The sequence below is a fragment of the Burkholderia sp. MSMB1835 genome (assembly GCF_001526365.1).
Lineage (GTDB): Bacteria > Pseudomonadota > Gammaproteobacteria > Burkholderiales > Burkholderiaceae > Burkholderia.
Genome location: NZ_LOYP01000001.1, coordinates 83972 through 109384 on the forward strand (window position 1 = coordinate 83972; position 25413 = coordinate 109384).

The window sequence follows — 25413 nt, forward strand, 5'->3', positions numbered from 1 at the left end:
GCGTGATGATGCACGTATCAAAAAAACGCGGTGAAAACCGTGCGCAGCCGCGTCCGACAAGGCGGCCATCCCTATAAGTGCAAATCCCGATGATTGCACTGCACCAACGGCGCGACAATGTTGCGCAATGTGCATACGCGTCGGCGCGGGAGACCACCCTCGAGGCGTACCACGGCGCCCGGGGGCAGCCCGCTGATCCGCTGACCCGTTCGCGGCCGCTTGCGCCAGGCTTCCCGGTGCTTCGCCTGACTTCGTACGGAAGGGAACATGATTCTCGGCGACACGATTCTGGAAACACGCGGACTGACGAAGGAATTCAGGGGCTTCACCGCCGTGAACGGCGTCAACCTGCGTGTGCGGCGCGGTGCGATCCACGCATTGATCGGGCCGAACGGCGCGGGCAAGACCACCTGTTTCAACCTCCTCACCAAATTTCTGACGCCGACGGCCGGCCAGATCGTCTTCAACGGCATCGACATCACCGACGAGCGGCCCGCGCAGGTCGCGCGGCGCGGCATCATCCGCTCGTTCCAGATCTCGGCCGTGTTCCCGCACCTGAGCGCGCTGCAGAACGTGCGCATCGGTCTGCAGCGGGCACTCGGCACCGAATTCCATTTCTGGCGCAGCGAACGCACGCTGAAGCGGCTCGACGATCGCGCGATGGATCTGCTCACGCAGGTCGGCCTCACCGATTTCGCGCACGTGCCGACCGTGGAACTCGCCTACGGCCGCAAGCGCGCGCTCGAGATCGCGACGACGCTCGCGATGGAGCCCGAACTGATGCTGCTCGACGAGCCCACGCAGGGGATGGGCCACGAGGACGTCGACCGCGTGACCGCGCTGATCAAGAAGGTCGCGAGCGGCCGCACGATCCTGATGGTGGAACACAACATGAACGTGATCGCGGGGATCTCCGACACGATCACCGTCCTGCAACGCGGCGAGGTGCTGGCCGAAGGCTCGTATGCGGAAGTGTCGAAGAATCCGCTCGTCATCGAGGCCTACATGGGCAGCGCCGATGCAGCGCTCGCGGGGGCGCACGCATGAAGCACAGCGAACGGGAGGAACGCGAATTGAGCGGCGTCGAGAGCGGTACGCCTGCGCTGGAGATCACGGGCCTGGAGGCCTGGTACGGGGAATCCCACATCCTGCACGGCGTCGACCTGACCGTGCATCGCGGCGAGGTCGTCACGCTGCTCGGCCGCAACGGCGCGGGTCGCACGACGACGCTGCGCGCGATCATGGGCCTCACGGGCCGTCGCAGCGGGTCGATCAAGGTCGCGGGCCACGAGACGATCGGCCTCGCGACGCACCGCATCGCCCATTACGGCATCGGCTACTGCCCGGAGGAGCGCGGAATCTTCTCGAGCCTGTCGTGCGAGGAGAACCTGATGCTGCCGCCGCTGATCGGGCCGCACGAGCACGCGATGTCGCTCGACGAGATCTACGCGATGTTCCCGAACCTCGCGTCGCGCCGGCAGAGCCAGGGCACGCGGCTGTCGGGCGGCGAGCAGCAGATGCTCGCGGTCGCGCGGATCCTGCGCACCGGCGCGAACCTGCTGCTGCTCGACGAGATCTCCGAAGGCCTGGCGCCGGTGATCGTGCAGGCGCTCGCACGGATGATCGTCGCGCTGAAGGCGCGCGGCTACACGATCGTGATGGTCGAACAGAATTTCCGCTTCGCCGCGCCGCTCGCCGACCGCTTCTACGTGATGGAGCACGGCCGCATCGTCGAGCATTTCCGTGCATCCGAACTGGAAGGCAAGATGCCGATCCTGCACGACCTGCTCGGCGTGTGACGCCGCCCCGTTTCCGTTGCCGCTAGCCGTGGCGGCTCTCGAACAACCACAACGCATCAGAACAACAGGAGACGTCAATGAAAATGAAGACCCTCGCACAGGCCTGTCTCGCGCTCGCGGCCGCCGCGTTCACCGCCGGCGCCGCCCACGCGGCGGATACCGTGAAGATCGGCTTCATCACCGACATGTCGGGGCTTTACGCGGATATCGACGGGCAGGGCGGTCTCGAGGCGATCCGCATGGCGGTCGCGGACTTCGGCGGCAAGGTGCTCGGCAAGCCGATCGAGGTCGTCTACGCCGACCACCAGAACAAGGCCGACATCGCCGCGTCGAAGGCGCGCGAATGGATGGACCGCGGCGGGCTCGACCTGCTGGTCGGCGGCACGAACTCGGCCACCGCGCTGTCGATGAACCAGGTCGCGGCCGAGAAGAAGAAGGTCTACATCAACATCGGCGCGGGCGCCGACACGCTGACCAACGAGCAGTGCACGCCGTACACGGTCCACTACGCGTACGACACGATGGCGCTCGCGAAGGGCACCGGTTCGGCGGTGGTGAAGCAGGGCGGCAAGAGCTGGTTCTTCCTGACGGCCGACTACGCGTTCGGCAAGGCGCTCGAGAAGAACACGTCGGACGTCGTGAAGGCGAACGGCGGGCAGGTGCTCGGCGCGGTGCGTCACCCGCTGTCCGCGTCGGATTTCTCGTCGTTCCTGCTGCAGGCGCAATCGTCGAAGGCGCAGATCCTCGGCCTCGCGAACGCGGGCGGCGACACGATCAACTCGATCAAGGCCGCGAAGGAATTCGGCATCACGAAGTCGATGAAGCTCGCCGCGCTGCTGATGTTCATCGACGACGTGCACAGCCTCGGCCTCGAAACGACGCAGGGCCTCGTGCTGACCGACAGCTGGTACTGGAATCGCGACGCGGCGTCGCGCCAGTGGGCGCAGCGCTACTTCGGCAAGATGAAGAAGATGCCGTCGAGCCTGCAGGCGGCCGACTACTCGTCGGTGACGACGTACCTGAAGGCCGTGCAGGCCGCCGGTACGACCGACTCCGACAAGGTGATGGCCGAGCTGAAGAAGATCAAGATCAGCGACTTCTACGCGAAGGGCTATATCCGCCAGGACGGCAGCATGATCCACGACATGTACCTGATGGAAGTCAAGAAGCCGTCGGAATCGAAGGAGCCGTGGGACTACTACAAGGTGCTCGCGACGATTCCGGGCGAACAGGCGTTCGGCACCAAGCAGGAAACGCGTTGCGCGTTGTGGAAGTAAGCATCGCGTAGCGGCGCGCACGGGCGCGCCGCACGGTGGCGGCTGCGGCGACGTGCCCGCTGCGCCGCCCGCGTGCGCGACGCATGGACGTTGCGCACGCAACGAAACTCATTCTGACGGCTAAGTCGATGGACATCTTTGGCATTCCGTTGCCGGCGATGCTGAGCCAGTTGCTGCTCGGGCTCGTCAACGGCTCGTTCTACGCGATCCTGAGCCTCGGGCTCGCGGTGATCTTCGGGCTGCTCAACGTGATCAACTTCGCGCACGGCGCGCTGTTCATGCTGGGCGCGATGCTCGCGTGGATGGGCCTGTCGTATTTCGGGCTGCCGTACTGGGCGATGCTCGTGCTGGCGCCGGTGCTCGTCGGCGCGTTCGGGATCGCGATCGAACGCTCGATGCTGCGCTGGCTGTACAAGCTCGATCACCTGTACGGGCTGCTGCTCACGTTCGGCCTCACGCTGGTCGTCGAAGGCGTGTTCCGGTCGATCTACGGGTCGTCCGGCCAGCCGTACGACGTGCCGTCGCAGTTGTCCGGTGCGACGAACCTCGGTTTCATGTTCCTGCCGAACTATCGCGCGTGGGTCGTCGTCGCGTCGCTCGCGGTGTGCCTCGCGACGTGGTTCGTGATCGAGAAGACGCGGCTCGGCGCGTACCTGCGCGCGGGCACCGAGAACCCGAAGCTCGTCGAGGCGTTCGGCGTGAACGTGCCGATGATGATCACGCTCACCTACGGCTTCGGCGTCGCGCTCGCCGCGTTCGCGGGCGTGCTGGCCGCGCCCGTGATCCAGGTGTCGCCGCTGATGGGCCAGCCGATGATCATCACCGTGTTCGCGGTGGTCGTGATCGGCGGGATGGGCTCGATCCTCGGCTCGATCGTCACGGGCCTGCTGCTGGGCGTGATCGAGGGCTTCACGCGCGTGTTCTATCCCGAAGCGTCGGCCACCGTCGTGTTCGTGATCATGGCGATCGTGCTGCTGTTCCGCCCGGCGGGCCTCTTCGGCAAGGAAAAATGATGCAGAGAAAAGTGCTCTACGGCGTGCTGCTCGCCGCACTGCTCGCCGCGCCGTTCATCGGCGCGTATCCGGTGTTCGTGATGAAGGTGCTCGCCTTCGCGCTGTTCGCGGCCGCGTTCAACCTGCTGATCGGCTATACGGGGCTGCTGTCGTTCGGCCATGCGATGTTCCTCGCGACGGCCGGTTATGCGACCGGCTATTCGATGCAGACGCTCGGTTTCACGCCGGAGCTCGGCGTGCTGGCCGGCACCGTCGGCGCGACGCTGCTCGGGCTCGTCGTCGGGCTGTTCGCGATCCGCCGGCAGGGCATCTACTTCGCGATGATCACGCTCGCGTTCGCGCAGATGGTCTACTTCATCTATCTGCAGGCGCCGTTCACGCACGGCGAGGACGGCCTGCAGGGCGTGCCGCGCGGCCGCCTGTTCGGGCTGCTCGACCTGTCGAACGACGTCGCGCTGTACTACGTCGTGCTGGCGGTGGTCGTCGCCGCGTGCGCGTTCATCGTGCGGGTCGTCCATTCGCCGTTCGGCCAGGTGCTCGTCGCCATCAAGGAGAACGAAGCGCGCGCGATCTCGCTCGGCTACGACACCGACCGCTTCAAGCTGCTCGCGTTCATCCTGTCGGCCGCGCTCGCGGGGCTGGCCGGCTCGCTGAAGGTGCTCGTGCTCGGCTTCGAGACGCTGTCGGACGCGTACTGGACGATGTCGGGCCTCGTCGTGCTGATGACGCTCGTCGGCGGGATGGGCACGCTGTTCGGGCCGCTGCTGGGCGCCGCGCTGATCGTGGCGCTGGAAGACCGGCTCGGCGACATCGGCGAATGGCTCGCGTCGACGACGGGCGTCGCGTGGTTCCATTCGCTCGGCGAATCGGCGACGATCGTCACCGGGCTGATCTTCATCGCATGCGTGCTGGCCTTCCGGCGTGGCATCGTCGGCGAGATGGTCGCGCGGATCAAGCCGTTGAGAGCGTCGTCGTGAGCACGCCGTGCGCGTCGCCGCGCGTTGATGCGAAGCACCATCCGGCACGCCCGGCAAGGGCGTCGCGGCAGGTTCGGGCCGGCGCCGCGCGGCAGACTGGTGCCCCATTTTCGTGCGGCAATGCACCATAGGGGTAAATGCTAAGTTGTCGTGGTGCTTAAGCCTCTTTAAGATTCACCTTAGTTCTGATGCACCGCGAAACGAATTTGCAGGTGGAGAACGAGGAGACAATCGAGGCACAAAGTGCCCGGACCCCAAAGCGCTGTTGGACGGAATCCAACAGCGCTTTTTCATTTGCGTGCACGGATTCCATCGATGGTGCATCGGCCCGCGTGACGGTCATCTTCCGCGTTTGCATTCGCACCGCGTCTTTCCGCGCTTCGCCGCGTCCCCCCGTTTTCCCCTTTCGCGATCGTTCACGGACGATGCGCAATCCTGCACAGGCGCTTCGGGCTTACCCGGTTGGCGTGCGCGAAAGGCGTCCGTTACACTCGGCTTTCGCCGACCGTGCGGTCGGGAAAATCGGTCGGCAGTTCTCCTACAAGCACAATGCAGAAGAGGGAGTACGGTTGGATGAGCAGCGCAGCGCGGTGGATCGGGGCAGGAGAGGCGGCGGGCGCCGCTCGTTCGTCATCGGGTGCGCGACGGGGCGTCGCGGCATTCCCGAGCCGTCCTGCGGCCTGTATGCGCGCCCCGGCGGTCGTTGTGCTCGCATCCGTATCCGCATCGTCATGAGCCGCCGGTTTTCCGACGTTTCGTCGCGCGCGTACCGGGCCGCATCGGGCCGGTACGGCGGCCGTTTCCGCCACCGTTGCGCACGCACCGATTTTCCGCGCGATCCCGCCTTTATTCGCCTTCTTCATCCTGACGACATTGCTGCTGCGCATCGTGATGGCCGAATGACCATTTCGGCCGGCATGCGGCGCATGGGTGCGGCGTCGCGGGAAAACGAGCATGGGCGCAGGTGGATCGGATAATTAAGATATTAACTGTTTCTGGGGACCGGGAGCCGCCCGAGCGACCCGTGGTTTTTTCGAGCAGCGTTTGGAGACAACGTAAATGAAGATGAATCGATGGATGGAGGCCATGCTTGCCGCGGGCCTCGTGTGTGCGGCGGCCACGGCGTCGGCGCAGGTCAAGATCGGCGTGACGCTGTCGGCGACGGGCCCGGCCGCCTCGCTCGGGATTCCGGAAAAGAACACGATCGCGCTGCTGCCGAAGGAAATCGCGGGCAAGAGCGTGCAGTACATCGTGCTCGACGACGCGTCCGACACGAGCCGCGCGGTGCAGAACGTGCGCAAGCTGATCGACGAGGACCACGTCGACGCGATCATCGGCTCCTCCGTCACGCCGAACTCGCTCGCGATGCTCGATCCCGTGTCGCAGGGCAAGACGCCGGCGATTTCGCTTGCGGCGAGCGCGCAGATCATCGCGCCGATGGACGCGAAGCGCGCGTGGATGTTCAAGGTGCCGCAGAACGATCAGCTGATGGCCGACGCGATCGCCGGCTACATGGCGAAGCACGGCGTGAAGACGGTCGGTTTCATCGGCTTCGCCGATGCGTACGGCGACAGTTGGTACAAGACGTTCGACGCGGCGGCCGCGAAGAACGGACTGAAGCTGGTGTCGAACGAGCGCTACAACCGGACCGACGCGTCGGTGATGGGGCAGGTGCTGAAGCTGCTGGGCTCGAACCCGGATGCGGTGCTGATCGCGGGCTCGGGCACGCCTGCGGCACTGCCGGCCAAGACGCTGAAGGAGCGCGGCTACAAGGGTAAGGTGTACCAGACGCACGGCGTCGCGAACAACGATTTCCTGCGCGTGTGCGGCAAGGATTGCGAAGGCGAGATCCTGCCGGCCGGCCCCGTGCTCGTGACCGACCAGTTGCCCGATTCGAATCCGGTGAAGAAGCCGGCGCTCGGCTACAAGGCCGCGTACGAGAAGGCCTACGGCGCGGGTTCGCTGTCGACGTTCGGTGGCCATGCGTGGGATGCGGGCTTGCTGCTGCAGCGGGCGATCCCGGAAGCGCTGAAGAAGGGTCAGCCGGGCACCGAGGCGTTCCGCGAAGCGCTGCGCGCGTCGCTCGAAAGCGTGAAGGACCTGCCTGTCTCGCACGGCGTGATCAACACGACGGCGACCGATCACAACGGCTTCGACACGCGTGCGCGCGTGATGGTGCAGATCGTCGACGGCAAGTGGAAGTTGCAGGCCGAGTAAGCATCACGTGAAACCGGCACACGCGGCGCGAACGGCGCCGCCTGTGCCGTCGGCGGGGTCGCGCGCCTGACGGCCGCACCCGTGCCGCCTGGAACCGCCGGGGCCCGCCGCATGACGCGCGACGTGCCGATCGCTTCGCGCGCGCCCCGAGCGTTTTCCCCCTTTCGTTTCTCCGCAGCATTCTCTCGATACACGAAACGTATGGATCTCTCGATTGCGGCGATCCTCGCGCAAGACGGCATCACGACCGGCGCCATTTATGCATTGTTGTCGCTGGCGCTCGTGCTGGTGTTTTCCGTCACGCGGGTGATCTTCATTCCCCAGGGCGAATTCGTCGCCTATGGTGCGCTGACGCTGGCCGCGTTGCAGGCGCAGAAATTCCCCGCCACCTGCTGGCTGCTGTTCGTGATGGGCATCGCGTGCTTCCTGCTGGAAGTCGGCGGCCTGATTCGCCATCGCGAACGCCGTCGCCCGCTCGGCCGCACGCTCGCGACGCTGGCGAGCCGCTACGTGCTGCTGCCGCTCGCGGTGTTCGCGCTCACGCGCAGCTTTGCCGCGCAGCCGTTGCCGATGCTCGCGCAGATCGCGCTGACGCTCGCGATCGTCGTGCCGATGGGGCCGTTCGTCTACCGGCTCGTGTACCAGCCGATCGCCGAAGGTACGACGCTGCTGCTGCTGATCGTGTCGGTCGCCGTCCACTTCGCGATGGTCGGCCTCGGCCTCGTGATGTTCGGTGCGGAAGGCTCGCGCACCGCCGGATTTTCGGACGCGTCGCTCGTGATCGGCAGCATGACGGTATCGGTGCAGAGCATCCTGGTCGTCGTCACGGCGCTCGTGCTGATCGGCGCGCTCTACGTGTACTTCGGCCGCACGATCGCCGGCAAGGCGCTGCGCGCGACGTCGGTGAACCGGCTCGGTGCGCGGCTCGTCGGCATCGGCACGACCGAAGCCGGGCGGCTCGCGTTCACGTTCGCGGCAGGGCTCGGCGTGCTGTCGGGGATCCTCGTCGGCCCGCTGACGACGATCTACTACGACTCGGGCTTCCTGATCGGCCTGAAGGGCTTCGTCGGCGCGATCATCGGCGGGCTCGTCAGCTATCCGCTCGCGGCCGCCGGCTCGCTGCTCGTCGGCGTGCTCGAATCGTATTCGTCGTTCTGGGCGAGCGCATACAAGGAGGTGATCGTGTTCACGCTGATCATTCCGGTGCTGCTGTGGCGGAGTTTCGTGACGCCGCATGCGGAAGAGGAAGAGGAGTGACGCGATGAAGACGATGGTACGCAACAAGACCTTCTGGCTGTTTCTCGTCGTGCTGTTCGCGTTGCCGGTGCTGCCCGGCGCGCTACAGGTGCCCGAGTACTGGATCACGCTGCTGAACTACATCGGCCTGTATGCGATCGTCGCGATCGGGCTCGTGCTGCTGACGGGCGTCGGCGGGATGACGAGCTTCGGGCAGGCCGCATTCGTGGGCATCGGCGCGTATGCGACCGCGTTCCTGACGACGCGGTACGGCGTGTCGCCGTGGCTCGCGCTGATCGTCGGCGTCGTGCTGACGGCGCTCGTCGCGCTCATGCTCGGCGCCGTGACGATGCGGCTGTCCGGGCACTTCCTGCCGCTCGGTACGATCGCGTGGGGCCTCGCGCTGTTCTATCTGTTCGGCAACCTCGAACTGCTCGGCAAGTACGACGGGATCAACGGGATTCCGGCGCTGAACCTGTTCGGCATCCGGCTGGAAAGCGGCCGCAGCCTGTATTTCCTGATCTGGGCCGTGGTGCTGGCCGCGATCGTGTCGGTGCAGAACCTGCTCAACAGCCGGCCCGGCCGCGCGATCCGCGCGCTGCGCGGCGGCGGCGTGATGGCCGAGGCGATGGGCGTGAATACCGCGTGGATGCGCGTGGTGATCTTCGTCTACGCGGCCGTGCTCGCGGCGGTATCGGGCTTCCTGTACGCGCACCTGCAGCGCGCGGTGAACCCGACGCCGTTCGGCCTGAACCACGGAATCGAATTCCTGTTCATGGCGGTGGTGGGCGGCGTGTCGCACGTATGGGGCGCGGTACTCGGCGCGGCGATCCTCACCGTGCTGCAGGACTACCTGCAGACGCTGCTGCCGAAGCTGCTCGGTTCGGAAGGCAACTTCGAGATCATCGTGTTCGGCGTACTGATGGTGCTGCTGCTGCAGTACGCGCGCCAGGGCGTATGGCCGTTCGTCGCGAGACTGTTCCCGCGCGGGCCGCGCGCGCATGTGCCGGAGCAGGCGGATCCGCTGCCGCAGCGCGCGAAACCCGTGCCCGGCGAGCCGCTGCTCGTCGTCGACGGCGCGCGCAAGCAGTTCGGCGGGCTCGTGGCCGTCAACGATGTCAGCTTCGACGTGAAAGCGGGGCAGATCGTTGGGCTGATCGGCCCGAACGGCGCGGGCAAGTCGACCACGTTCAACCTCGTGACCGGCGTGCTGAAACCGACCGGCGGCGCGATCACGTTTCGTGGCGAGCGTATCGACGGGTTGACGTCGCGTCAGGTCGTCCGCCGCGGCATCGGTCGCACGTTCCAGCACGTGAAGCTGTTGCCGGCGATGACGGTGCTCGAGAACGTCGCGATCGGCGCCCATCTGCGCGGCCATACGGGCGTGTGGCGCAGCATCGCGCGGCTCAATGCGCGCGAGGAAGCGCAGTTGCTGGCCGAAGCCGCGCGCCAGATCCGCCGCGTCGGGCTCGAGAAGCACATGTACGACGAAGCGGGCAGCTTGGCACTCGGCCAGCAGCGGATTCTCGAAATCGCACGGGCGCTGTGCTGCGATCCGACGTTGCTGCTGCTCGACGAGCCGGCTGCCGGTCTGCGTTACCAGGAAAAGCAGCAACTCGCCGACCTGCTGCGGCGGCTGAAGGCCGAAGGCATGAGCGTGTTGCTCGTGGAACACGACATGGATTTCGTGATGAACCTCACCGACCGGCTGGTGGTGATGGAGTTCGGTACGCGGATCGCGGAAGGGCTGCCGCAGGATGTGCAGCAGGACCCGGCCGTGCTCGAAGCGTATCTAGGCGGGGTGGAGTGATGACGGACACGACGATGCCGATTCTCGAAGTACGCGGCCTGGCGGTGCGGTACGGGAAGGTGGAGGCGCTGCACGGTGCTGCCATCAAGGTCCGGGCGGGGCAGATCGTCAGCGTGATCGGCCCGAACGGGGCCGGTAAATCGACGCTGCTGAACGCGATCATGGGCGCGCTGCCGATAACGGGGCACGCGTCGGGCGCGGTCGTGTATCGCGGCAACGATGTCGGTGCACTGCCGGTCGAGCAGCGCGTCGCGCGCGGGATGTGTCTCGTACCGGAGAAGCGCGAGCTGTTCAGCACGATGACGGTCGAGGACAACCTCGTATTGGGCGCATATCGGCGCAAGCAGGCAGGGGAAGCGAACTTCCTCGATCAGCTCGATCACGTGTTCGCGCTGTTTCCGCGGCTGAAGGAACGCCGCAGGCAGGCGGCCGGCACGCTGTCGGGCGGCGAGCGACAAATGTTGGCAGTCGGGCGTGCGCTGATGGGCAAGCCCGACCTGCTGATGCTCGACGAGCCGAGCCTCGGGCTGGCGCCGCTGATCGTGAAGGAGATCTTTCATATCATCAGCGCGTTGCGCGGTACCGGCGTGGCGACGCTGCTGATCGAGCAGAACGCACGGGCGGCGCTGCAGATCTCCGACTACGGCTATGTGCTGGAGACGGGCGAGTTTGCACTGGAAGGGCCTGCGGCCGAGCTCGCCCGGAATCCGCGTGTGATCGAGACATATCTTGGGTTGGCGAAAAAGACGGCTTGATTATTGGGGTGGTGGGTGGGAAACGAGCGGCGTGTTTCACGTGAAACACGCCGTTTTTGTTTGGCGAGATCGCAAGGTGTCGAAGCATCGCCGGTTCGGGACCGGGGATAAGTCGCCCAGGAATAGTCGGAAGCGCTGTGCGGCGCCGCACAGGCTTGTTCCACAGGTCGCCGATGCGTTGCGCTTCAGTGGACAAGTCACCGGACAACCATCGGAAACGCTGTGGGGAGGAGGGCACAGGGCGTCGCGGGCGGTGGATTGCGGGGGCACAGACAGTGAGATCAGCGGTTCCGCGCATGCTGGCGTGGTGATTAACCGGGTTTGCCACAGGCACGGTGATGTGCATTTAGCCGGTCGTGAGCACCGCCGAAGCCGGCCCGGCACGCCAAATTCGCCCGGCCACAGCAAAAAATCGCCGAAATGCACAGACCCTACCATTCGGACGGCCTTCGGGTGAAAAGCGAACCCGCTATAATTCGGCCCATACATTTCTCAGATAGGTTCGTGCGCTGCTCTGCGTACGGAATCCACCATGCTTTTTCCCACAGAATTTGACGTCATCGTCGTCGGTGGCGGTCATGCCGGCACGGAAGCCGCGCTGGCGTCCGCCCGTATGGGCGCAAAGACACTGCTGCTGACCCACAACATCGAAACGCTTGGGCAGATGAGCTGCAATCCGTCGATCGGCGGCATTGGCAAGGGCCATCTGGTCAAGGAAGTCGACGCGTTGGGCGGCGCAATGGCCGCCGCGACGGATGAAAGCGGTATTCAGTTCCGGATCCTCAATTCGTCGAAGGGCCCGGCCGTGCGCGCGACACGCGCGCAGGCCGATCGCATCCTGTACAAGGCCGCGATCCGCCACCGGCTCGAAAATCAGCCGAACCTGTGGCTGTTCCAGCAGGCCGTCGACGACCTGATGGTCGAAGGCGACCGCGTAGTGGGCGCCGTCACGCAGATCGGCATCCGCTTCCGCGCTCGCGCAGTCGTGCTGACGGCCGGTACGTTCCTCGACGGCAAGATTCACGTCGGCCTGAACAACTACACGGGCGGCCGCGCGGGCGATCCGGCGGCCGTGTCGCTGTCGTCGCGCCTGAAGGAGCTGAAGCTGCCGCAGGGCCGGCTGAAGACCGGTACGCCGCCGCGTATCGACGGTCGCACGATCGACTTTTCGAAGCTCGACGAGCAGCCGGGCGACCTCGATCCGATCCCCGTGTTCTCGTTCCTGGGCCGCGCGGAGCAGCATCCGCAACAGCTGCCGTGCTGGGTGACGCATACGAACGAGCGCACGCACGACATCATTCGCGGCGGTCTCGATCGTTCGCCCATGTATACAGGCGTGATCGAAGGGGTCGGGCCGCGCTATTGCCCGTCGATCGAGGACAAGATCCACCGGTTCGCGTCGAAGGAATCGCACCAGATCTTTCTCGAGCCGGAAGGGCTGACGACCAACGAGTTCTATCCGAACGGGATCTCGACCAGCCTGCCGTTCGACGTCCAGCTCGAGCTCGTGCATTCGATGCGCGGCCTCGAGAACGCGCATATCCTGCGCCCCGGTTACGCGATCGAATACGACTATTTCGACCCGCGCGCGCTGAAGGCGTCGCTCGAGACGAAGGCGATCAATGGGTTGTTCTTTGCGGGCCAGATCAACGGTACGACCGGCTACGAGGAAGCGGCAGCACAGGGTCTGCTGGCCGGCCTCAATGCGGGCCGCTACGTGCAGGAAAAGGACGCGTGGTGCCCGCGTCGCGATCAAGCCTATCTCGGTGTGCTGGTCGACGATCTCGTCACGCGCGGCGTGGCCGAGCCGTACCGGATGTTCACGAGCCGGGCCGAGTATCGTCTGAGCCTGCGCGAAGACAACGCCGACATGCGCCTGACCGAGATCGGCCGCGAGCTTGGACTGGTCGACGACGCCCGCTGGGATGCCTTCAGCCGGAAGCGCGACGCTGTTTCACGTGAAACCGAACGCCTGAAGTCGACGTGGGTGACGCCGAAGACGCTGCCTGCGGAAGAGGCGACCGCGCTGCTCGGCAAGGCGATCGATCACGAATACAGCCTCGCCGAGCTGCTGCGCCGCCCGGGCGTTGGCTACGACGGCGTGTGCGGGCTGAAGGGCGGCGAGTGCGGCCCTGCGGAGCCGTTGACCGACGATCCGGTGCTGCTCGAGCAGATCAAGGAGCAGGTCGAAATCGGTATCAAGTATCAGGGCTATATCGAGCGGCAGGCATCCGAGATCGAGCGCAACGACGCGAACGAGAACACGCGCCTGCCGAACGGTATCGATTACCGCGACGTTCGAGGCCTGTCGTTCGAGGTAAGCCAGAAGCTCAACGAGTTCCGTCCGGAAACGATCGGGCAGGCGTCGCGCATTTCCGGCGTCACGCCGGCGGCAATCTCGCTGCTGATGGTGCATCTGAAGCGTCGCGGCCTGGGCCGCCGTAACGGCACGGTCGCGGAAGCCGCGGAGCAGGGGGACGGCAGCGTCCCGACGCAACAATGACGGCGCGTCGCGCGCCGGCGGTGAATCGGGACGTCCTGGAACAGATGCTCGTCGAAGGCACGGCGGCACTCGACCTGACGCTGACGGATGCACAACGCAACCAGCTGCTCGACTATGTCGCGCTGCTCGGCAAGTGGAACGCGGTCTACAACCTGACCGCGATCCGCGACCCGAAGCAGATGCTGATTCAGCACATCCTCGATTCGCTTTCCATCGTCCCGCATCTGCGCGGCCGGACGTCGGCACGCGTGCTCGACGTCGGCTCGGGCGGCGGGCTGCCCGGTATCGTGCTGGCGATCGTCGAGCCGGGCTGGCAGGTCACGCTGAACGATATCGTGCAGAAGAAGTCTGCGTTCCAGACGCAGATGCGCGCGGAGCTGAAGCTCGCGAACCTGTCGGTCGTCACCGGGCGGGTCGAATCGCTGCAGCCGGGTGTCGAAGTGCCGGAAAAATTCGACATGATCGTATCCCGCGCCTTCGCGGACCTGTCCGACTTCGTTAAACTTGCTCGACATCTGGTCGCGCCGGGCGGGTCGATCTGGGCGATGAAGGGCGTTCACCCGGATGACGAGATTGCGCGGTTGCCGGAAGGCAGCCGCGTGAAGCAGACGATCCGGCTGGCGGTGCCGATGCTCGATGCAGAGCGGCATCTGTTCGAAGTGGCCGTCGACGAGGCGAATTGAAGGCGCGCGGTAGTGCGCCGTTTGTTTGAAGGTAAAGGGAACACACCAACGATGGCAAAGATCTTCTGCGTTGCGAACCAGAAGGGGGGCGTCGGCAAGACGACGACATCGGTCAATCTCGCCGCAAGCCTTGCAGCGCAGGAGCAACGAGTCCTGTTGATCGATCTCGACCCGCAGGGCAACGCGACGATGGGCAGCGGGATCGACAAGGCCGCCTGCGAAGCGACCGTGTACGAAGTGCTGGTCGACGGCGTGTCGGTGGCCGACGCACGTGTACGTCCGGAGGGCGTCACTTACGACGTGCTTCCCGCGAACCGCGAGCTGTCCGGCGCCGAGATCGAACTGATCAGCATCGACAACCGCGAGCGCCGCCTGAAGGCCGCGCTCGAGCGTGTGGCCGACGACTACGATTTCGTGCTGATCGATTGCCCGCCGACGCTGTCGCTGCTGACGCTGAACGGGCTGTGCGCGGCGCATGGCGTCGTGATCCCGATGCAGTGCGAGTACTTCGCGCTGGAAGGGCTGTCGGACCTCGTCAACACGATCAAGCAGGTTCACGCGAACATGAACCGCGACCTGAAGATCATCGGCTTGCTGCGCGTGATGTTCGATCCGCGCATCACACTGCAGCAGCAAGTCTCCGATCAATTGAAGGCGCACTTCGGCGACAAGGTGTTCGACGCGGTGATTCCGCGCAACGTGCGCCTGGCCGAAGCGCCGAGCTACGGGTTGCCGGGCGTCGTGTTCGACCGCAGTTCGCGCGGCGCGCAGGCGTATATCCAGTTCGGTGCCGAGATGATCGAGCGCGTGCGCGCGTTCGAGGTGTCGTGATCCGGACATGAGCGAAGCGAGGAAGAAAGACATGAACGCGGTACCAAAGAAGAAGGGCTTGGGACGTGGCCTCGAAGCGCTGCTCGGCGGCAGTGCCGATATCACCGAAGCGGTGAAGATCGAAGGGGCGCCGAACACGCTCGCGCTCGGCAAGCTGCAAGCCGGCAAGTACCAGCCGCGCACGCGGATGGACGAGGGCAGCCTGCAGGAGCTCGCGGCAAGCATTCGCGCGCAGGGCGTGATGCAGCCGATCCTGGTACGGCCTATTTCGTCAGACAAATACGAGATCATCGCGGGCGAGCGGCGTTTCCGTGCCGCACGTCTGGCCGGCCTCGACGAAGTGCCGGTGCTCGTGAAGGACGTATCCGATCAGGCTGCCGCCGCGATGGCGCTGATCGAGAACATCCAGCGCGAGGACCTGAATCCGCTTGAAGAGGCGCACGGTATCCAGCGCCTGCTCGACGAGTTCGGTTTCACGCACGAACAGGCCGCCGAGTCGGTCGGCCGTTCGCGCAGCGCGGTGTCGAACCTGCTGCGCCTGCTGAATCTCGCGTCGCCGGTGCAGACGATGCTGCTGGCCGGCGATCTCGACATGGGACACGCACGCGCACTGCTCGCCGTCGATGCGGCCACGCAGATCACGCTCGCGCATCAGGTGGTCAACAAGCGCATGTCGGTGCGCGAGACCGAGAAGCTCGTCGCGCACACGACGAAGGAAGCGCCGGCCGTGAAGGCGCGTGCGAAGGACGACGGCGGCCGCGATACGCGTCGCCTCGAAGAGGAGTTGTCCGATCTGCTCGCGTCGACGGTGAAGATCAAGCTCGGCCGCCGCGGGCGAGGGCAGGTGCTGATCGACTTCGGCAACCTCGATGCGCTCGAAGGCATTCTCGCGCGACTGCGCGGCAACGTCGCGACCGAAGAGTAACGGGCAATCCATGGAACAGATGGGCACACCGGCGCCGCGCCGGTGGCTCGGCTGGCTTGCGCAGGAACCGGTACTGTCGGTGCTCGCGCTTGGCCTGATCGTGCTGCAATGGGTGCGTCCGCAACCATTTTCGGTGCTCGCCGAGCGCGTCGACTGGCAGACGGTCGCGACGCTCGCGGGCCTGCTGATGCTGACCAAAGCGCTCGAGCTGTCCGGCTGCCTGATGTGGCTCGCGCATCGCATCGTGCATCACGTGCACTCCGAGCGTGGGCTTGCGATGCTGCTCGTCGGCTTCGCCGCGGTGTTGTCGATGTGGCTCACCAACGACGTCGCGCTGTTCGTCGTCGTGCCGTTGATGGTGTCGCTGCGCGCGCTGACACCGTTGCCGTTCCGGCGGCTTGTGATCGTCGTCGCGCTGGCCGTCAATGCGGGGTCCGTTGCGACACCGCTCGGCAATCCGCAGAATCTTTTCCTGTGGCAATTGAGCGGCGTGTCGTTCGGCCGCTTCGTGGTCACGCTGGGGCCGCTCGCCGTCGCGACGATGGCGCTGCTGCTCGTGCTGACTGCACTGATGTTTCGCGCGAAGCCGCTCGATCTGTCCGGCGACGCTGCCGCCTTTCCCGTACAACGCATGCACGCGCTGATCGCGGCGGTCCTGTTCGCCGCGTTCGTGCTGCTCGCCGATGCGCACCATCCGCTGCCGGGCCTCGTCGGCGTCGCGATCGTGCTGCTCGCCGTCAAACGCGATGCAGTCCTGAAGATCGACTGGCTGCTGCTGTTGATCTTCGTGCTGATGTTCGTCGTGTTGCGCAGTGCGGCTGCGCTGCCCGCCGTGCACGACGCGATTGCGCACGCGCAGCTCGATTCGCCGCTGCGCGTCTATGCTGCCGGCGCCGTGTTGTCACAGGCGATCAGCAACGTGCCGGCCGCGATCCTGCTGTCGGAATTCACGCACGACTGGCGCGCGCTTGCATTCGGCGTATCGGTCGGCGGCTTCGGTTTCGCGATCGGCTCGCTCGCGAACCTGATCGCGGTGCGTCTCGCGAAGGAGCCGCGCATGTGGCTGCCGTTCCACCTCGTTTCGATTCCGTTCGCGCTGGCGAGCGCGGCGCTCGGCGCGTGGCTGCTCATGCACGGTTGAGCGAGGCCGGTGTGTGCGGCACGGGCGTATCGTTCGGGCAGTGGCGGGGCGCACAGCGTTCGAGGTGATCGACGGCTGTTGATAAGTGCTGCAATCTACAATCGAACCTCTGTGGCGGCGCGACAACTGATTGGATGAATCGATGCGCGAACATCCGGTCGAATTTCGCGCGTCGCGTGCGGCGGTTCGGTCACGATGTCGTGCTCCTTCCGCAGCGTCGCACCGAGCCGTTCCCGACGGCTGCATTGCAGCGCATTCGCGGCGGCGATCGCGCCGCTTCCTCCCGGCCCGCGTCGGGCATCGTTTCCCCGTCATTTCCGCCGTCGCCGGACTTTTTCGCGCGAGAAATACCGGTGCAAAAAATTGACCTTACAACTGTCATCGTACGTCGTCGAATCGGGTGTTTTTTCACATCATGAGGCGTCGTTTTATGCAGGTTTTTGTCGCGTCTAAAGCCTTGAATCACTTGCAACTATCGCTTACAATCGCCCGGATTTGTTAGCTAGGCACCCCTGAAAGCTTTCAGAAAGCTTGGGGTCGGGTTCAAGGATTCTGCGGAAGATTGCGATGGCGGGTCAGGCGCCGGACGACAGGCACGATGATCAGCGCACGCAACGCACCGCTTCGGCGGCCGGCGAGCGGCGTGAATCCGACGACTGGGATGTCGAGCAGCAAGATAACAACATCGTTCCGCTGACGCGGGCAGAGGCCGAAAGGCTGTTCGGCCCGAACGTGAGCAAGCCCTCGCGCGTGACCCCCTACAAGGTGGTGTTCGCGCAAGTGGTCCTGTCCCTGGTTGCAACGCTGGCGTGGTGGCTGTTTTCGAAGTCGCCGGGCGCCGCTGCGCAATCCGCGTTTCTGGGCGGAGCGATCGGCTGGGTGCCAAGTGCGGTATTCGTGGCGCGACTGAAGGCCGGTGGCTCGGCCACCGTGATGAGCTGGGTGATGGGCGAAGCCCTGAAACTGGCGCTGACGATCGGAATGTTCACCGCAGTGGCGTTCGGCTGGGCCGGCGTGCACTGGGTGCCGTTCCTCGTCACGTACCTCGTCGTGCTGAAGACGTACTGGATCGCGCTGGCCTGGCGGTAAGGAACAAGCAGCGTGCGGTTTCGACAACGAACCGCACCGGCTCGTTCCCGCAATAGCGTGTTGCGGAACGGGCAAAACGATTTTCGACAATTTGGGTGGCATTAACGATATGGCAGCTAGCGAAGGCACGCGTGGTCCGGATCCGTCCGAGTACATTGCGCACCACTTGCAGAATTTCTCCACCTCGCATCAGACGTCGATTTTCGACATCCACGTCTGGAATCTCGACACGCTGTTCTGGTCGATCGTTTGCGGCATCGTGACGATCATCCTGCTGCGTCTGGCCGCCCGCAAGGCGACGTCGGGCGTGCCGGGCCGTTTCCAGTGCGCGATCGAGATGCTCGTCGAAATGGTCGAAGACCAGTCGAAGGCCATCGTCCACGGCAATCGTACCTTCATCGCGCCGCTCGCCCTCACGGTGTTCGTGTGGGTGGCGCTGATGAACTCCCTCGACTTCCTCCCGGTCGACCTGCCGGGCCGCGTGATCGGCCTGCTCGGTCTGTCGGACGTGATTTCCCACCATCGCATCGTCCCGACGGCCGACCTGAACGGCACGCTCGGCATCGCGCTCGGCGTGTTCGTCCTGATGATCTACTACAGCATCAAGATCAAGGGCGCGGGCGGCTTTGCGCATGAGCTGCTGTCGGCCCCGTTCGGCGGCCACCCGCTGCTGTGGATCCCGAACCTCGCGCTCAACATCGTCGAATACGTTGCAAAGACCGTTTCGCTCGGCATGCGGCTGTTCGGCAACATGTACGCGGGTGAGCTGTTGTTCCTGTTGATCGCCCTGCTCGGCAGCATGTGGAGCTTCGGTGGCGACGCAACGTTCCTCGGCTTCGTTGGTCATGTGATCGCGGGTAGCGTCTGGGCAATCTTCCACATCCTGATTGTTCTGTTGCAGGCATTCATTTTCATGATGCTGACGCTGGTGTATCTCGGCCAGGCGCACGACAAGCACTAAGCGCGGCGTGCAAGAAAGAGTCTTCGTTTTAGTTTTTTAAATCTCAGTTCCAAGTCTTTTCACAAAGGAGTGATCATGCAAGCTTACATCGCCAACATCCAGGGTCTGACCGCCATCGGTATCGGCATCATCATCGGCCTGGGTGCAATCGGCGCCTGTATCGGTATCGCGCTGATGGGTGGCAAGTACATCGAAGCCTGCGCACGTCAGCCGGAACTCATCAACCCGCTGCAAACGAAGATGTTCCTGCTGGCTGGTCTGATCGACGCTGCATTCCTGATCGGCGTTGGTGTCGCAATGCTGTTCGCGTTCGCGAACCCGCTCCTGTCGAAGCTCGCAGGCTAAGGTTCCTCGGAAATATGCGTCCGGCGTGAGCCGGCGCAGGGCGGAACGGAGACTTGGGGCGCTGATCGAATGCAACTCGATGAGCGCCTTACCGTTTCATTTTTCCGGAATAGCAGATAAGGAAACACCGTGAATCTCAACGCAACTCTGTTTGCGCAAATGGTCGTGTTCCTGGTCCTCGCGTGGTTCACGATGAAATTCGTGTGGCCGCCGTTGATCAACGCCCTCGACGAACGTTCGAAGAAGATCGCCGACGGCCTCGCCGCCGCCGAGAAGGGCAAGGCGGAACTCGACGCAGCGCACAAGCGCGTGGACCAGGAACTCGCGCAGGCCCGCAACGACGGCCAGCAGCGCATCGCCGACGCCGAAAAGCGTGCACAGGCGGTCGCCGAGGAAATCAAGGCCAACGCCCAGGCTGAAGCCGCCCGCATCGTCGCCCAGGCGAAGGCGGAAGCAGAACAGCAAATCGTGAAGGCGCGCGAAGCGCTGCGTGGCGAAGTCGCCGCGCTGGCCGTGAAGGGCGCCGAGCAGATCCTGAAGCGCGAAGTCGATCAAACGGCCCACGCCCAACTGCTGAATCAACTGAAAGCCGAGCTCTGATCATGGCCGAACTTGCAACCATCGCCCGCCCTTACGCAGAAGCGCTGTTCCGCGTGGCCGAGGGCGGTGACATCGCCGCCTGGTCCACGCTCGTGCAAGAGCTGGCCCAGGTTGCGCGTCTGCCGGAAGTGCTGTCGGTCGCGTCGAGCCCGAAGGTGACGCGCACGCAAGTAGCCGAGTTGCTGCTTGCTGCGGTGAAGTCGCCGCTCGCGGCCGGCGCCGAAGCGAAGAACTTCGTGCAGATGCTGGTCGACAATCATCGCATCGCGCTGCTGCCGGAAATCGCCGAGCAGTTCGAGGCGCTCAAGAACGAACGTGAAGGCGCAGCCGACGCCGAGATCGTGAGCGCGTTCCCGCTGAACGGCGCGGATCTCGACAGTCTCGTCTCGGGCCTCGAACGCAAGTTCAAGCGCAAGCTGAAACCGACGGTCGAAGTCGATTCGTCGCTGATCGGCGGCGTGCGCGTGACGGTCGGCGACGAAGTGCTCGACACCTCGGTTCGCGCGCGCCTCGCATCGATGCAGGCTGCCTTGACCGCCTGAGCGCCACGCCGGCACGCAACAGAATTGACTATCAGGAGCGAATAATGCAACTCAATCCCTCTGAGATCAGCGAGCTGATCAAGAGCCGGATCCAGGGCCTTGAAGCGAGCGCAGACGTTCGCAACCAGGGCACCGTGATCTCCGTGACCGACGGTATCGTGCGTATCCACGGCCTGTCGGACGTGATGCAGGGCGAAATGCTCGAGTTTCCGGGCAACACGTTCGGTCTCGCGCTGAACCTCGAGCGCGACTCGGTCGGCGCGGTGATTCTCGGCGAATACGAACACATTTCGGAAGGCGACATCGTCAAGACGACGGGCCGCATTCTCGAAGTCCCGGTTGGCCCGGAACTCGTCGGCCGCGTGGTCGACGCGCTCGGCAACCCGATCGACGGCAAGGGCCCGGTCAACGCGAAGCTGACCGACGCGATCGAAAAGATCGCCCCGGGCGTGATCTGGCGTAAGTCGGTGTCGCAGCCGGTGCAGACGGGCATCAAGTCGATCGACGCGATGGTGCCGATCGGCCGTGGCCAGCGTGAGCTGATCATCGGCGACCGTCAGTGCGGCAAGACCGCGGTGGCGCTCGACGCGATCATCAACCAGAAGGGCAAGGACCTGATCTGTATCTACGTCGCGATCGGCCAGAAGGCTTCGTCGATCATGAACGTGGTGCGCAAGCTCGAAGAAACGGGCGCGCTCGAATACACGATCGTCGTCGCCGCTTCGGCATCGGATTCCGCCGCGATGCAGTATCTGGCGCCGTACGCCGGCTGCACGATGGGCGAGTACTTCCGCGACCGCGGCCAGGACGCGCTGATCATCTATGACGACTTGACCAAGCAGGCCTGGGCATATCGTCAGATCTCGCTGCTGCTGCGCCGCCCGCCGGGCCGCGAAGCGTACCCGGGCGACGTGTTCTATCTGCACTCGCGTCTGCTCGAGCGTGCGGCTCGCGTGTCGGAAGAGTACGTCGAGAAGTTCACGAACGGCGAAGTGAAGGGCAAGAGCGGCTCGCTGACGGCACTGCCGGTCATCGAAACGCAGGCAGGCGACGTGACCGCGTTCGTTCCGACGAACGTGATCTCGATTACCGACGGCCAGATCTTCCTCGAAACCGACCTGTTCAACGCAGGCATCCGCCCGGCAATCAACGCCGGCGTGTCGGTGTCGCGCGTCGGTGGCGCCGCTCAGACGAAGGTCGTGAAGAAGCTGTCGGGCGGTATCCGTACCGACCTCGCGCAGTACCGTGAACTGGCCGCATTCGCGCAGTTCGCATCGGATCTCGACGAAGCGACCCGCAAGCAGCTCGAGCGCGGCCGCCGCGTGACGGAACTGCTGAAGCAGCCGCAGTACCAGCCGCTGCAGGTGTGGGAACTGGCCGTGTCGCTGTACGCCGCGAACAACGGTTACCTCGACGATCTCGACGTCAAGCAAGTGCTGTCGTTCGAGAAGGGCCTGCGCGACAACCTGAAGACCAGCCACGCTGACCTCATCAAGCGCATCGAAGACACCAAGGATCTCTCGAAGGACGACGAAGGCGCGCTGCGCGCGGCGATCGAATCCTTCAAGAAGTCCGGTGCCTATTGATCCGCGAGTGACACACCGAGGCCGCGCGGGGGCTGATGCGCCCGCGCCGCTTCGGTGAGCGATGCATGAGCCCCGAGTAAGCGCTGAAGCGCTAACACGGGGCGCAAAGGAGCAAGCTATGGCTGGAATGAAGGAAATTCGCGGCAAGATCAAGAGCGTGCAGAACACGCGCAAGATCACGAAGGCGATGGAGATGGTGGCTGCATCGAAGATGCGCCGCGCGCAGGAACGCATGCGCGCCGCTCGTCCGTATGCGGACAAGGTCCGTGCCATCGCCGCGCACATGAGCCGTGCGAACCCGGAGTACCGCCACCCGTTCATGGTGGCGAACGACGGCGCGCAGACGGCCGGCATCATCCTCGTCACGACCGACAAGGGGCTGTGCGGCGGTCTGAACACCAACGTGCTGCGTGCGACGGTGCAGAAGTTCAAGGAGCTGGAAGAGAAGGGCCAGAAGGTCGAAGCCACCGCGATCGGCGGCAAGGGCCTCGGGTTCCTGAACCGCTTCGGCGCGAAGGTGATGTCGCAGGTCGTGCACCTCGGCGACACCCCGCACCTGGACAAGCTGATCGGCGCCGTGAAGACGCAGCTCGATCTGTACTCGGAAGGCAAGCTGTCGGCGGTTTATATCGCTTACACGCGCTTCGTCAACACGATGAAGCAGGAAGCCGTGATCGAGCAGTTGCTGCCGCTGTCGTCGGAACACTTCGAAGCCGATGACGGTACGCCGGCGACGTCGTGGGACTACATCTACGAGCCGGACGCGCAGGCCGTCGTCGACGAACTGCTCGTGCGTTACGTCGAGGCGCTGGTGTACCAGGCCGTCGCGGAAAACATGGCGTCCGAGCAATCGGCGCGCATGGTCGCGATGAAGGCCGCGTCCGACAACGCGAAGACGGTGATCAGCGAACTGCAGCTCGTCTACAACAAGAGCCGTCAGGCCGCGATCACGAAAGAACTGTCGGAGATCGTCGGCGGCGCAGCCGCTGTTTAAGCGCGCGCCCGGGACGACAACTGCGCCTTTGCGCGAGTAAAGAATCAGGTATTTAAAGGAAAAGCGATGAGTACTGCTGCTTTGGTAGAAGGCAAGATCGTACAGTGCATCGGCGCCGTTATCGACGTGGAATTCCCGCGCGACAGCATGCCGAAGATCTACGACGCGCTCATTCTCGATGGCTCGGAACTGACGCTCGAAGTCCAGCAGCAGCTGGGCGACGGCGTGGTCCGTACCATCTGTCTGGGTGCATCCGACGGCCTGCGCCGCGGCCTGACCGTGAAGAACACGGCGAAGCCGATCTCGGTGCCGGTCGGCAAGCCGACCCTCGGCCGAATCATGGACGTGCTCGGCCGTCCGATCGACGAAGCCGGCCCGATCGAAAGCGAAACGACGCGTTCGATCCACCAGAAGGCGCCGGCGTTCGACGAACTGTCGCCGTCGACCGAACTGCTCGAAACGGGTATCAAGGTCATCGACCTGATCTGCCCGTTCGCGAAGGGCGGCAAGGTTGGCCTGTTCGGCGGTGCGGGCGTGGGCAAGACCGTCAACATGATGGAGCTCATCAACAACATCGCGAAGGAGCACGGCGGTTACTCCGTGTTCGCGGGCGTGGGCGAGCGTACCCGTGAAGGGAACGACTTCTACCACGAAATGAAGGACTCGAACGTTCTCGACAAGGTCGCGCTGGTGTACGGCCAGATGAACGAGCCGCCGGGCAACCGTCTGCGCGTCGCGCTGACCGGCCTGACGATGGCCGAGCACTTCCGTGACGAAGGCCTCGACGTGCTGTTCTTCGTCGACAACATCTACCGTTTCACGCTGGCCGGTACCGAAGTGTCGGCACTGCTCGGCCGTATGCCGTCGGCAGTGGGCTATCAGCCGACGCTGGCTGAAGAAATGGGCAAGCTGCAAGAGCGCATCACGTCGACGAAGAAGGGCTCGATTACGTCGGTTCAGGCCGTGTACGTCCCTGCGGACGACTTGACCGACCCGTCGCCGGCAACCACCTTCGGCCACCTGGACGCAACCGTCGTTCTGTCGCGTGACATCGCTTCGCTGGGTATCTACCCGGCGGTCGACCCGCTCGACTCGACGTCGCGCCAGATCGACCCGAACGTGATCGGCGAAGAGCACTACACGATCACCCGTCGCGTTCAGCAGACGCTGCAGCGCTACAAGGAACTGCGCGACATCATCGCGATTCTGGGCATGGACGAACTGTCGCCGGAAGACAAGCTGTCGGTCGCGCGTGCGCGTAAGATCCAGCGTTTCCTGTCGCAGCCGTTCCACGTCGCCGAAGTGTTCACGGGCTCGCCGGGCAAGTATGTGCCGCTGAAGGAAACGATCCGCGGCTTCAAGATGATCGTCGACGGCGAGTGCGACCACCTGCCGGAACAGGCGTTCTACATGGTCGGCACGATCGACGAAGCCTTCGAAAAGGCCAAGAAGATCCAGTAAGGGCTTGAGTGAGTCGCAAGCCGGCGTGTGCCGGCCGGAGCAATGAGTCAGCGATGGCTTGTATTCCGGCCGCCCGCGCCGGTCGCAATACGCTCAACCCGTGGATGAGATTGGAGTCGATATGGCAACCATCAAAGTAGACGTCGTCAGCGCGGAAGAGCAGATCTTCTCGGGCGAGGCGAAATTCGTCGCGCTGCCGGGCGAAACGGGTGAGCTGGGCATTCTGCCGGGCCACACGCCGCTCATCACCCGGATTCGTCCGGGTGCGGTGCGCATCGAGGTCGAGGGCGGCAACGACGAATTCGTGTTCGTCGCGGGCGGCATTCTCGAAGTGCAGCCGGGCGCCGTGACGGTGCTCGCCGATACCGCGATCCGCGGCAAGGACCTCGACGCGGCGAAAGCCGAGGAAGCGCGCAAGCGTGCCGAGGAAACGCTGCAGAACGCGAAGTCGGATCTCGACCTCGCGAAAGCGCAATCCGAGCTCGCGACCGCGATGGCGCAGCTCGAGGCGATCCAGCGTCTGGCGAAGATCCGCAGCCGGCACTGAGCCGCGCCGCGTATCCCGCGAAAGAAAGCAGCCTTCGGGCTGCTTTTTTTTCGCCCGCCGTTTTCGTCCGTTTTTTGCGGGCAGGATCGTATCGTCCGGTCGTGCTATTTCACCCGTGCGC

The 25413-nt window shown here is 64.6% G+C and carries 24 protein-coding genes; all 24 read left to right on the plus strand.

Annotated elements, in window-relative coordinates; translation table 11 throughout:
• The first annotated feature begins 267 nt into the window (after nt 1–267).
• The 24 genes from WS96_RS00410 (at nt 268) to WS96_RS00520 (ending at nt 25292) form a co-directional block, all read left to right on the plus strand.
• Nucleotides 268–1047 carry an ABC transporter ATP-binding protein gene (locus WS96_RS00410; RefSeq protein WP_027783147.1) on the plus strand — a complete coding sequence of 260 codons (780 nt, stop codon included), beginning with the start codon at nt 268–270 and terminating at the stop codon, nt 1045–1047.
• Nucleotides 1044–1799 (plus strand): ABC transporter ATP-binding protein, encoded by a 756-nt coding sequence (locus WS96_RS00415; RefSeq protein WP_034209657.1) that lies wholly within the window; start codon nt 1044–1046, stop codon nt 1797–1799. The genes WS96_RS00410 and WS96_RS00415 overlap by 4 nt, the downstream gene beginning before the upstream one ends.
• A 77-nt stretch (nt 1800–1876) precedes the next feature.
• On the plus strand, nt 1877–3076 hold the full coding sequence (locus WS96_RS00420) for an ABC transporter substrate-binding protein (protein ID WP_059829856.1): 1200 nt from the start codon (nt 1877–1879) through the stop codon (nt 3074–3076).
• Between the two features lie 128 nt (nt 3077–3204).
• Nucleotides 3205–4089, plus strand: a complete 885-nt coding sequence (locus tag WS96_RS00425) for a branched-chain amino acid ABC transporter permease (RefSeq protein WP_012327599.1) — start codon at nt 3205–3207, stop codon at nt 4087–4089.
• Nucleotides 4089–5066, plus strand: coding sequence for a branched-chain amino acid ABC transporter permease (locus WS96_RS00430; protein ID WP_034209655.1), 978 nt, complete (start codon nt 4089–4091; stop codon nt 5064–5066). The genes WS96_RS00425 and WS96_RS00430 overlap by 1 nt, the downstream gene beginning before the upstream one ends.
• A 212-nt stretch (nt 5067–5278) precedes the next feature.
• The gene (locus WS96_RS33445) at nt 5279–6043 is read left to right on the plus strand and encodes a hypothetical protein (protein ID WP_156443541.1); all 765 of its coding nucleotides are present in this window, start codon (nt 5279–5281) and stop codon (nt 6041–6043) included.
• Nucleotides 6044–6125: 82 nt separating this feature from the next.
• On the plus strand, nt 6126–7283 hold the full coding sequence (locus tag WS96_RS00435) for an ABC transporter substrate-binding protein (RefSeq protein WP_059829858.1): 1158 nt from the start codon (nt 6126–6128) through the stop codon (nt 7281–7283).
• 201 nt (nt 7284–7484) lie between these two features.
• Nucleotides 7485–8540 carry a branched-chain amino acid ABC transporter permease gene (locus WS96_RS00440; RefSeq protein WP_059829860.1) on the plus strand — a complete coding sequence of 352 codons (1056 nt, stop codon included), beginning with the start codon at nt 7485–7487 and terminating at the stop codon, nt 8538–8540.
• Between the two features lie 4 nt (nt 8541–8544).
• Nucleotides 8545–10329 carry a branched-chain amino acid ABC transporter ATP-binding protein/permease gene (locus WS96_RS00445; RefSeq protein ID WP_059829862.1) on the plus strand — a complete coding sequence of 595 codons (1785 nt, stop codon included), beginning with the start codon at nt 8545–8547 and terminating at the stop codon, nt 10327–10329.
• Nucleotides 10329–11084 (plus strand): ABC transporter ATP-binding protein, encoded by a 756-nt coding sequence (locus WS96_RS00450; protein WP_059829864.1) that lies wholly within the window; start codon nt 10329–10331, stop codon nt 11082–11084. Before WS96_RS00445 ends, WS96_RS00450 begins: the two co-directional genes overlap by 1 nt.
• A gap of 532 nt (nt 11085–11616) precedes the next feature.
• Nucleotides 11617–13587, plus strand: a complete 1971-nt coding sequence (mnmG, locus tag WS96_RS00455; RefSeq protein WP_059829866.1) for a tRNA uridine-5-carboxymethylaminomethyl(34) synthesis enzyme MnmG — start codon at nt 11617–11619, stop codon at nt 13585–13587.
• Nucleotides 13584–14270, plus strand: coding sequence for a 16S rRNA (guanine(527)-N(7))-methyltransferase RsmG (gene rsmG / locus WS96_RS00460; RefSeq protein WP_034209650.1), 687 nt, complete (start codon nt 13584–13586; stop codon nt 14268–14270). The genes mnmG and rsmG overlap by 4 nt, the downstream gene beginning before the upstream one ends.
• Nucleotides 14271–14321: 51 nt before the next feature.
• Complete coding sequence (locus WS96_RS00465) at nt 14322–15101, plus strand: ParA family protein (RefSeq protein WP_011546804.1); 780 nt, start codon at nt 14322–14324, stop codon at nt 15099–15101.
• Nucleotides 15102–15132: 31 nt separating this feature from the next.
• Entirely contained in the window at nt 15133–16026 is an 894-nt protein-coding gene (locus WS96_RS00470; protein WP_006482728.1) for a ParB/RepB/Spo0J family partition protein, read from the plus strand.
• Nucleotides 16027–16036: 10 nt separating this feature from the next.
• Nucleotides 16037–17167 carry an SLC13 family permease gene (locus WS96_RS00475; protein WP_059829868.1) on the plus strand — a complete coding sequence of 377 codons (1131 nt, stop codon included), beginning with the start codon at nt 16037–16039 and terminating at the stop codon, nt 17165–17167.
• Nucleotides 17168–17734: 567 nt separating this feature from the next.
• On the plus strand, nt 17735–18256 hold the full coding sequence (locus WS96_RS00480; RefSeq protein WP_059827102.1) for an ATP synthase subunit I: 522 nt from the start codon (nt 17735–17737) through the stop codon (nt 18254–18256).
• Nucleotides 18257–18365: 109 nt separating this feature from the next.
• Entirely contained in the window at nt 18366–19217 is an 852-nt protein-coding gene (atpB, locus tag WS96_RS00485; RefSeq protein ID WP_034209647.1) for a F0F1 ATP synthase subunit A, read from the plus strand.
• Nucleotides 19218–19292: 75 nt separating this feature from the next.
• The gene (gene atpE, locus WS96_RS00490) at nt 19293–19562 is read left to right on the plus strand and encodes a F0F1 ATP synthase subunit C (RefSeq protein ID WP_006482730.1); all 270 of its coding nucleotides are present in this window, start codon (nt 19293–19295) and stop codon (nt 19560–19562) included.
• A 129-nt stretch (nt 19563–19691) separates the two neighbouring features.
• A complete protein-coding gene (locus WS96_RS00495; protein WP_006477283.1) occupies nt 19692–20162 on the plus strand; it encodes a F0F1 ATP synthase subunit B in 471 nt (156 codons plus the stop codon).
• A gap of 2 nt (nt 20163–20164) precedes the next feature.
• Nucleotides 20165–20704 (plus strand): F0F1 ATP synthase subunit delta, encoded by a 540-nt coding sequence (locus tag WS96_RS00500; protein WP_034188172.1) that lies wholly within the window; start codon nt 20165–20167, stop codon nt 20702–20704.
• Between the two features lie 44 nt (nt 20705–20748).
• Nucleotides 20749–22290, plus strand: a complete 1542-nt coding sequence (atpA, locus tag WS96_RS00505; RefSeq protein WP_040142775.1) for a F0F1 ATP synthase subunit alpha — start codon at nt 20749–20751, stop codon at nt 22288–22290.
• Nucleotides 22291–22408: 118 nt separating this feature from the next.
• Nucleotides 22409–23284 carry a F0F1 ATP synthase subunit gamma gene (gene atpG / locus WS96_RS00510; RefSeq protein WP_034209645.1) on the plus strand — a complete coding sequence of 292 codons (876 nt, stop codon included), beginning with the start codon at nt 22409–22411 and terminating at the stop codon, nt 23282–23284.
• Nucleotides 23285–23350: 66 nt separating this feature from the next.
• Complete coding sequence (gene atpD / locus WS96_RS00515) at nt 23351–24745, plus strand: F0F1 ATP synthase subunit beta (RefSeq protein ID WP_059829870.1); 1395 nt, start codon at nt 23351–23353, stop codon at nt 24743–24745.
• Between the two features lie 121 nt (nt 24746–24866).
• Nucleotides 24867–25292 carry a F0F1 ATP synthase subunit epsilon gene (locus WS96_RS00520; protein ID WP_006477288.1) on the plus strand — a complete coding sequence of 142 codons (426 nt, stop codon included), beginning with the start codon at nt 24867–24869 and terminating at the stop codon, nt 25290–25292.
• Nucleotides 25293–25413: the final 121 nt, after the last annotated feature.

Excerpts from the sequence above, each read along its gene's own strand:
- WS96_RS00410 (WP_027783147.1), top strand. The coding sequence starts at position 268 with ATGATTCTCGGCGACACGATTCTGGAAACACGCGGACTGACGAAGGAA.
- WS96_RS00415 (WP_034209657.1), top strand. The coding sequence starts at position 1,044 with ATGAAGCACAGCGAACGGGAGGAACGCGAATTGAGCGGCGTCGAGAGC.
- WS96_RS00420 (WP_059829856.1), top strand. The coding sequence starts at position 1,877 with ATGAAAATGAAGACCCTCGCACAGGCCTGTCTCGCGCTCGCGGCCGCC.
- WS96_RS00425 (WP_012327599.1), top strand. The coding sequence starts at position 3,205 with ATGGACATCTTTGGCATTCCGTTGCCGGCGATGCTGAGCCAGTTGCTG.
- WS96_RS00430 (WP_034209655.1), top strand. The coding sequence starts at position 4,089 with ATGCAGAGAAAAGTGCTCTACGGCGTGCTGCTCGCCGCACTGCTCGCC.
- WS96_RS00435 (WP_059829858.1), top strand. The coding sequence starts at position 6,126 with ATGAAGATGAATCGATGGATGGAGGCCATGCTTGCCGCGGGCCTCGTG.
- WS96_RS00440 (WP_059829860.1), top strand. The coding sequence starts at position 7,485 with ATGGATCTCTCGATTGCGGCGATCCTCGCGCAAGACGGCATCACGACC.
- WS96_RS00445 (WP_059829862.1), top strand. The coding sequence starts at position 8,545 with ATGAAGACGATGGTACGCAACAAGACCTTCTGGCTGTTTCTCGTCGTG.
- WS96_RS00450 (WP_059829864.1), top strand. The coding sequence starts at position 10,329 with ATGACGGACACGACGATGCCGATTCTCGAAGTACGCGGCCTGGCGGTG.
- mnmG (WP_059829866.1), top strand. The coding sequence starts at position 11,617 with ATGCTTTTTCCCACAGAATTTGACGTCATCGTCGTCGGTGGCGGTCAT.
- rsmG (WP_034209650.1), top strand. The coding sequence starts at position 13,584 with ATGACGGCGCGTCGCGCGCCGGCGGTGAATCGGGACGTCCTGGAACAG.
- WS96_RS00465 (WP_011546804.1), top strand. The coding sequence starts at position 14,322 with ATGGCAAAGATCTTCTGCGTTGCGAACCAGAAGGGGGGCGTCGGCAAG.
- WS96_RS00470 (WP_006482728.1), top strand. The coding sequence starts at position 15,133 with ATGAACGCGGTACCAAAGAAGAAGGGCTTGGGACGTGGCCTCGAAGCG.
- WS96_RS00475 (WP_059829868.1), top strand. The coding sequence starts at position 16,037 with ATGGAACAGATGGGCACACCGGCGCCGCGCCGGTGGCTCGGCTGGCTT.
- WS96_RS00480 (WP_059827102.1), top strand. The coding sequence starts at position 17,735 with ATGGCGGGTCAGGCGCCGGACGACAGGCACGATGATCAGCGCACGCAA.
- atpB (WP_034209647.1), top strand. The coding sequence starts at position 18,366 with ATGGCAGCTAGCGAAGGCACGCGTGGTCCGGATCCGTCCGAGTACATT.
- atpE (WP_006482730.1), top strand. The coding sequence starts at position 19,293 with ATGCAAGCTTACATCGCCAACATCCAGGGTCTGACCGCCATCGGTATC.
- WS96_RS00500 (WP_034188172.1), top strand. The coding sequence starts at position 20,165 with ATGGCCGAACTTGCAACCATCGCCCGCCCTTACGCAGAAGCGCTGTTC.
- atpA (WP_040142775.1), top strand. The coding sequence starts at position 20,749 with ATGCAACTCAATCCCTCTGAGATCAGCGAGCTGATCAAGAGCCGGATC.
- atpG (WP_034209645.1), top strand. The coding sequence starts at position 22,409 with ATGGCTGGAATGAAGGAAATTCGCGGCAAGATCAAGAGCGTGCAGAAC.
- atpD (WP_059829870.1), top strand. The coding sequence starts at position 23,351 with ATGAGTACTGCTGCTTTGGTAGAAGGCAAGATCGTACAGTGCATCGGC.
- WS96_RS00520 (WP_006477288.1), top strand. The coding sequence starts at position 24,867 with ATGGCAACCATCAAAGTAGACGTCGTCAGCGCGGAAGAGCAGATCTTC.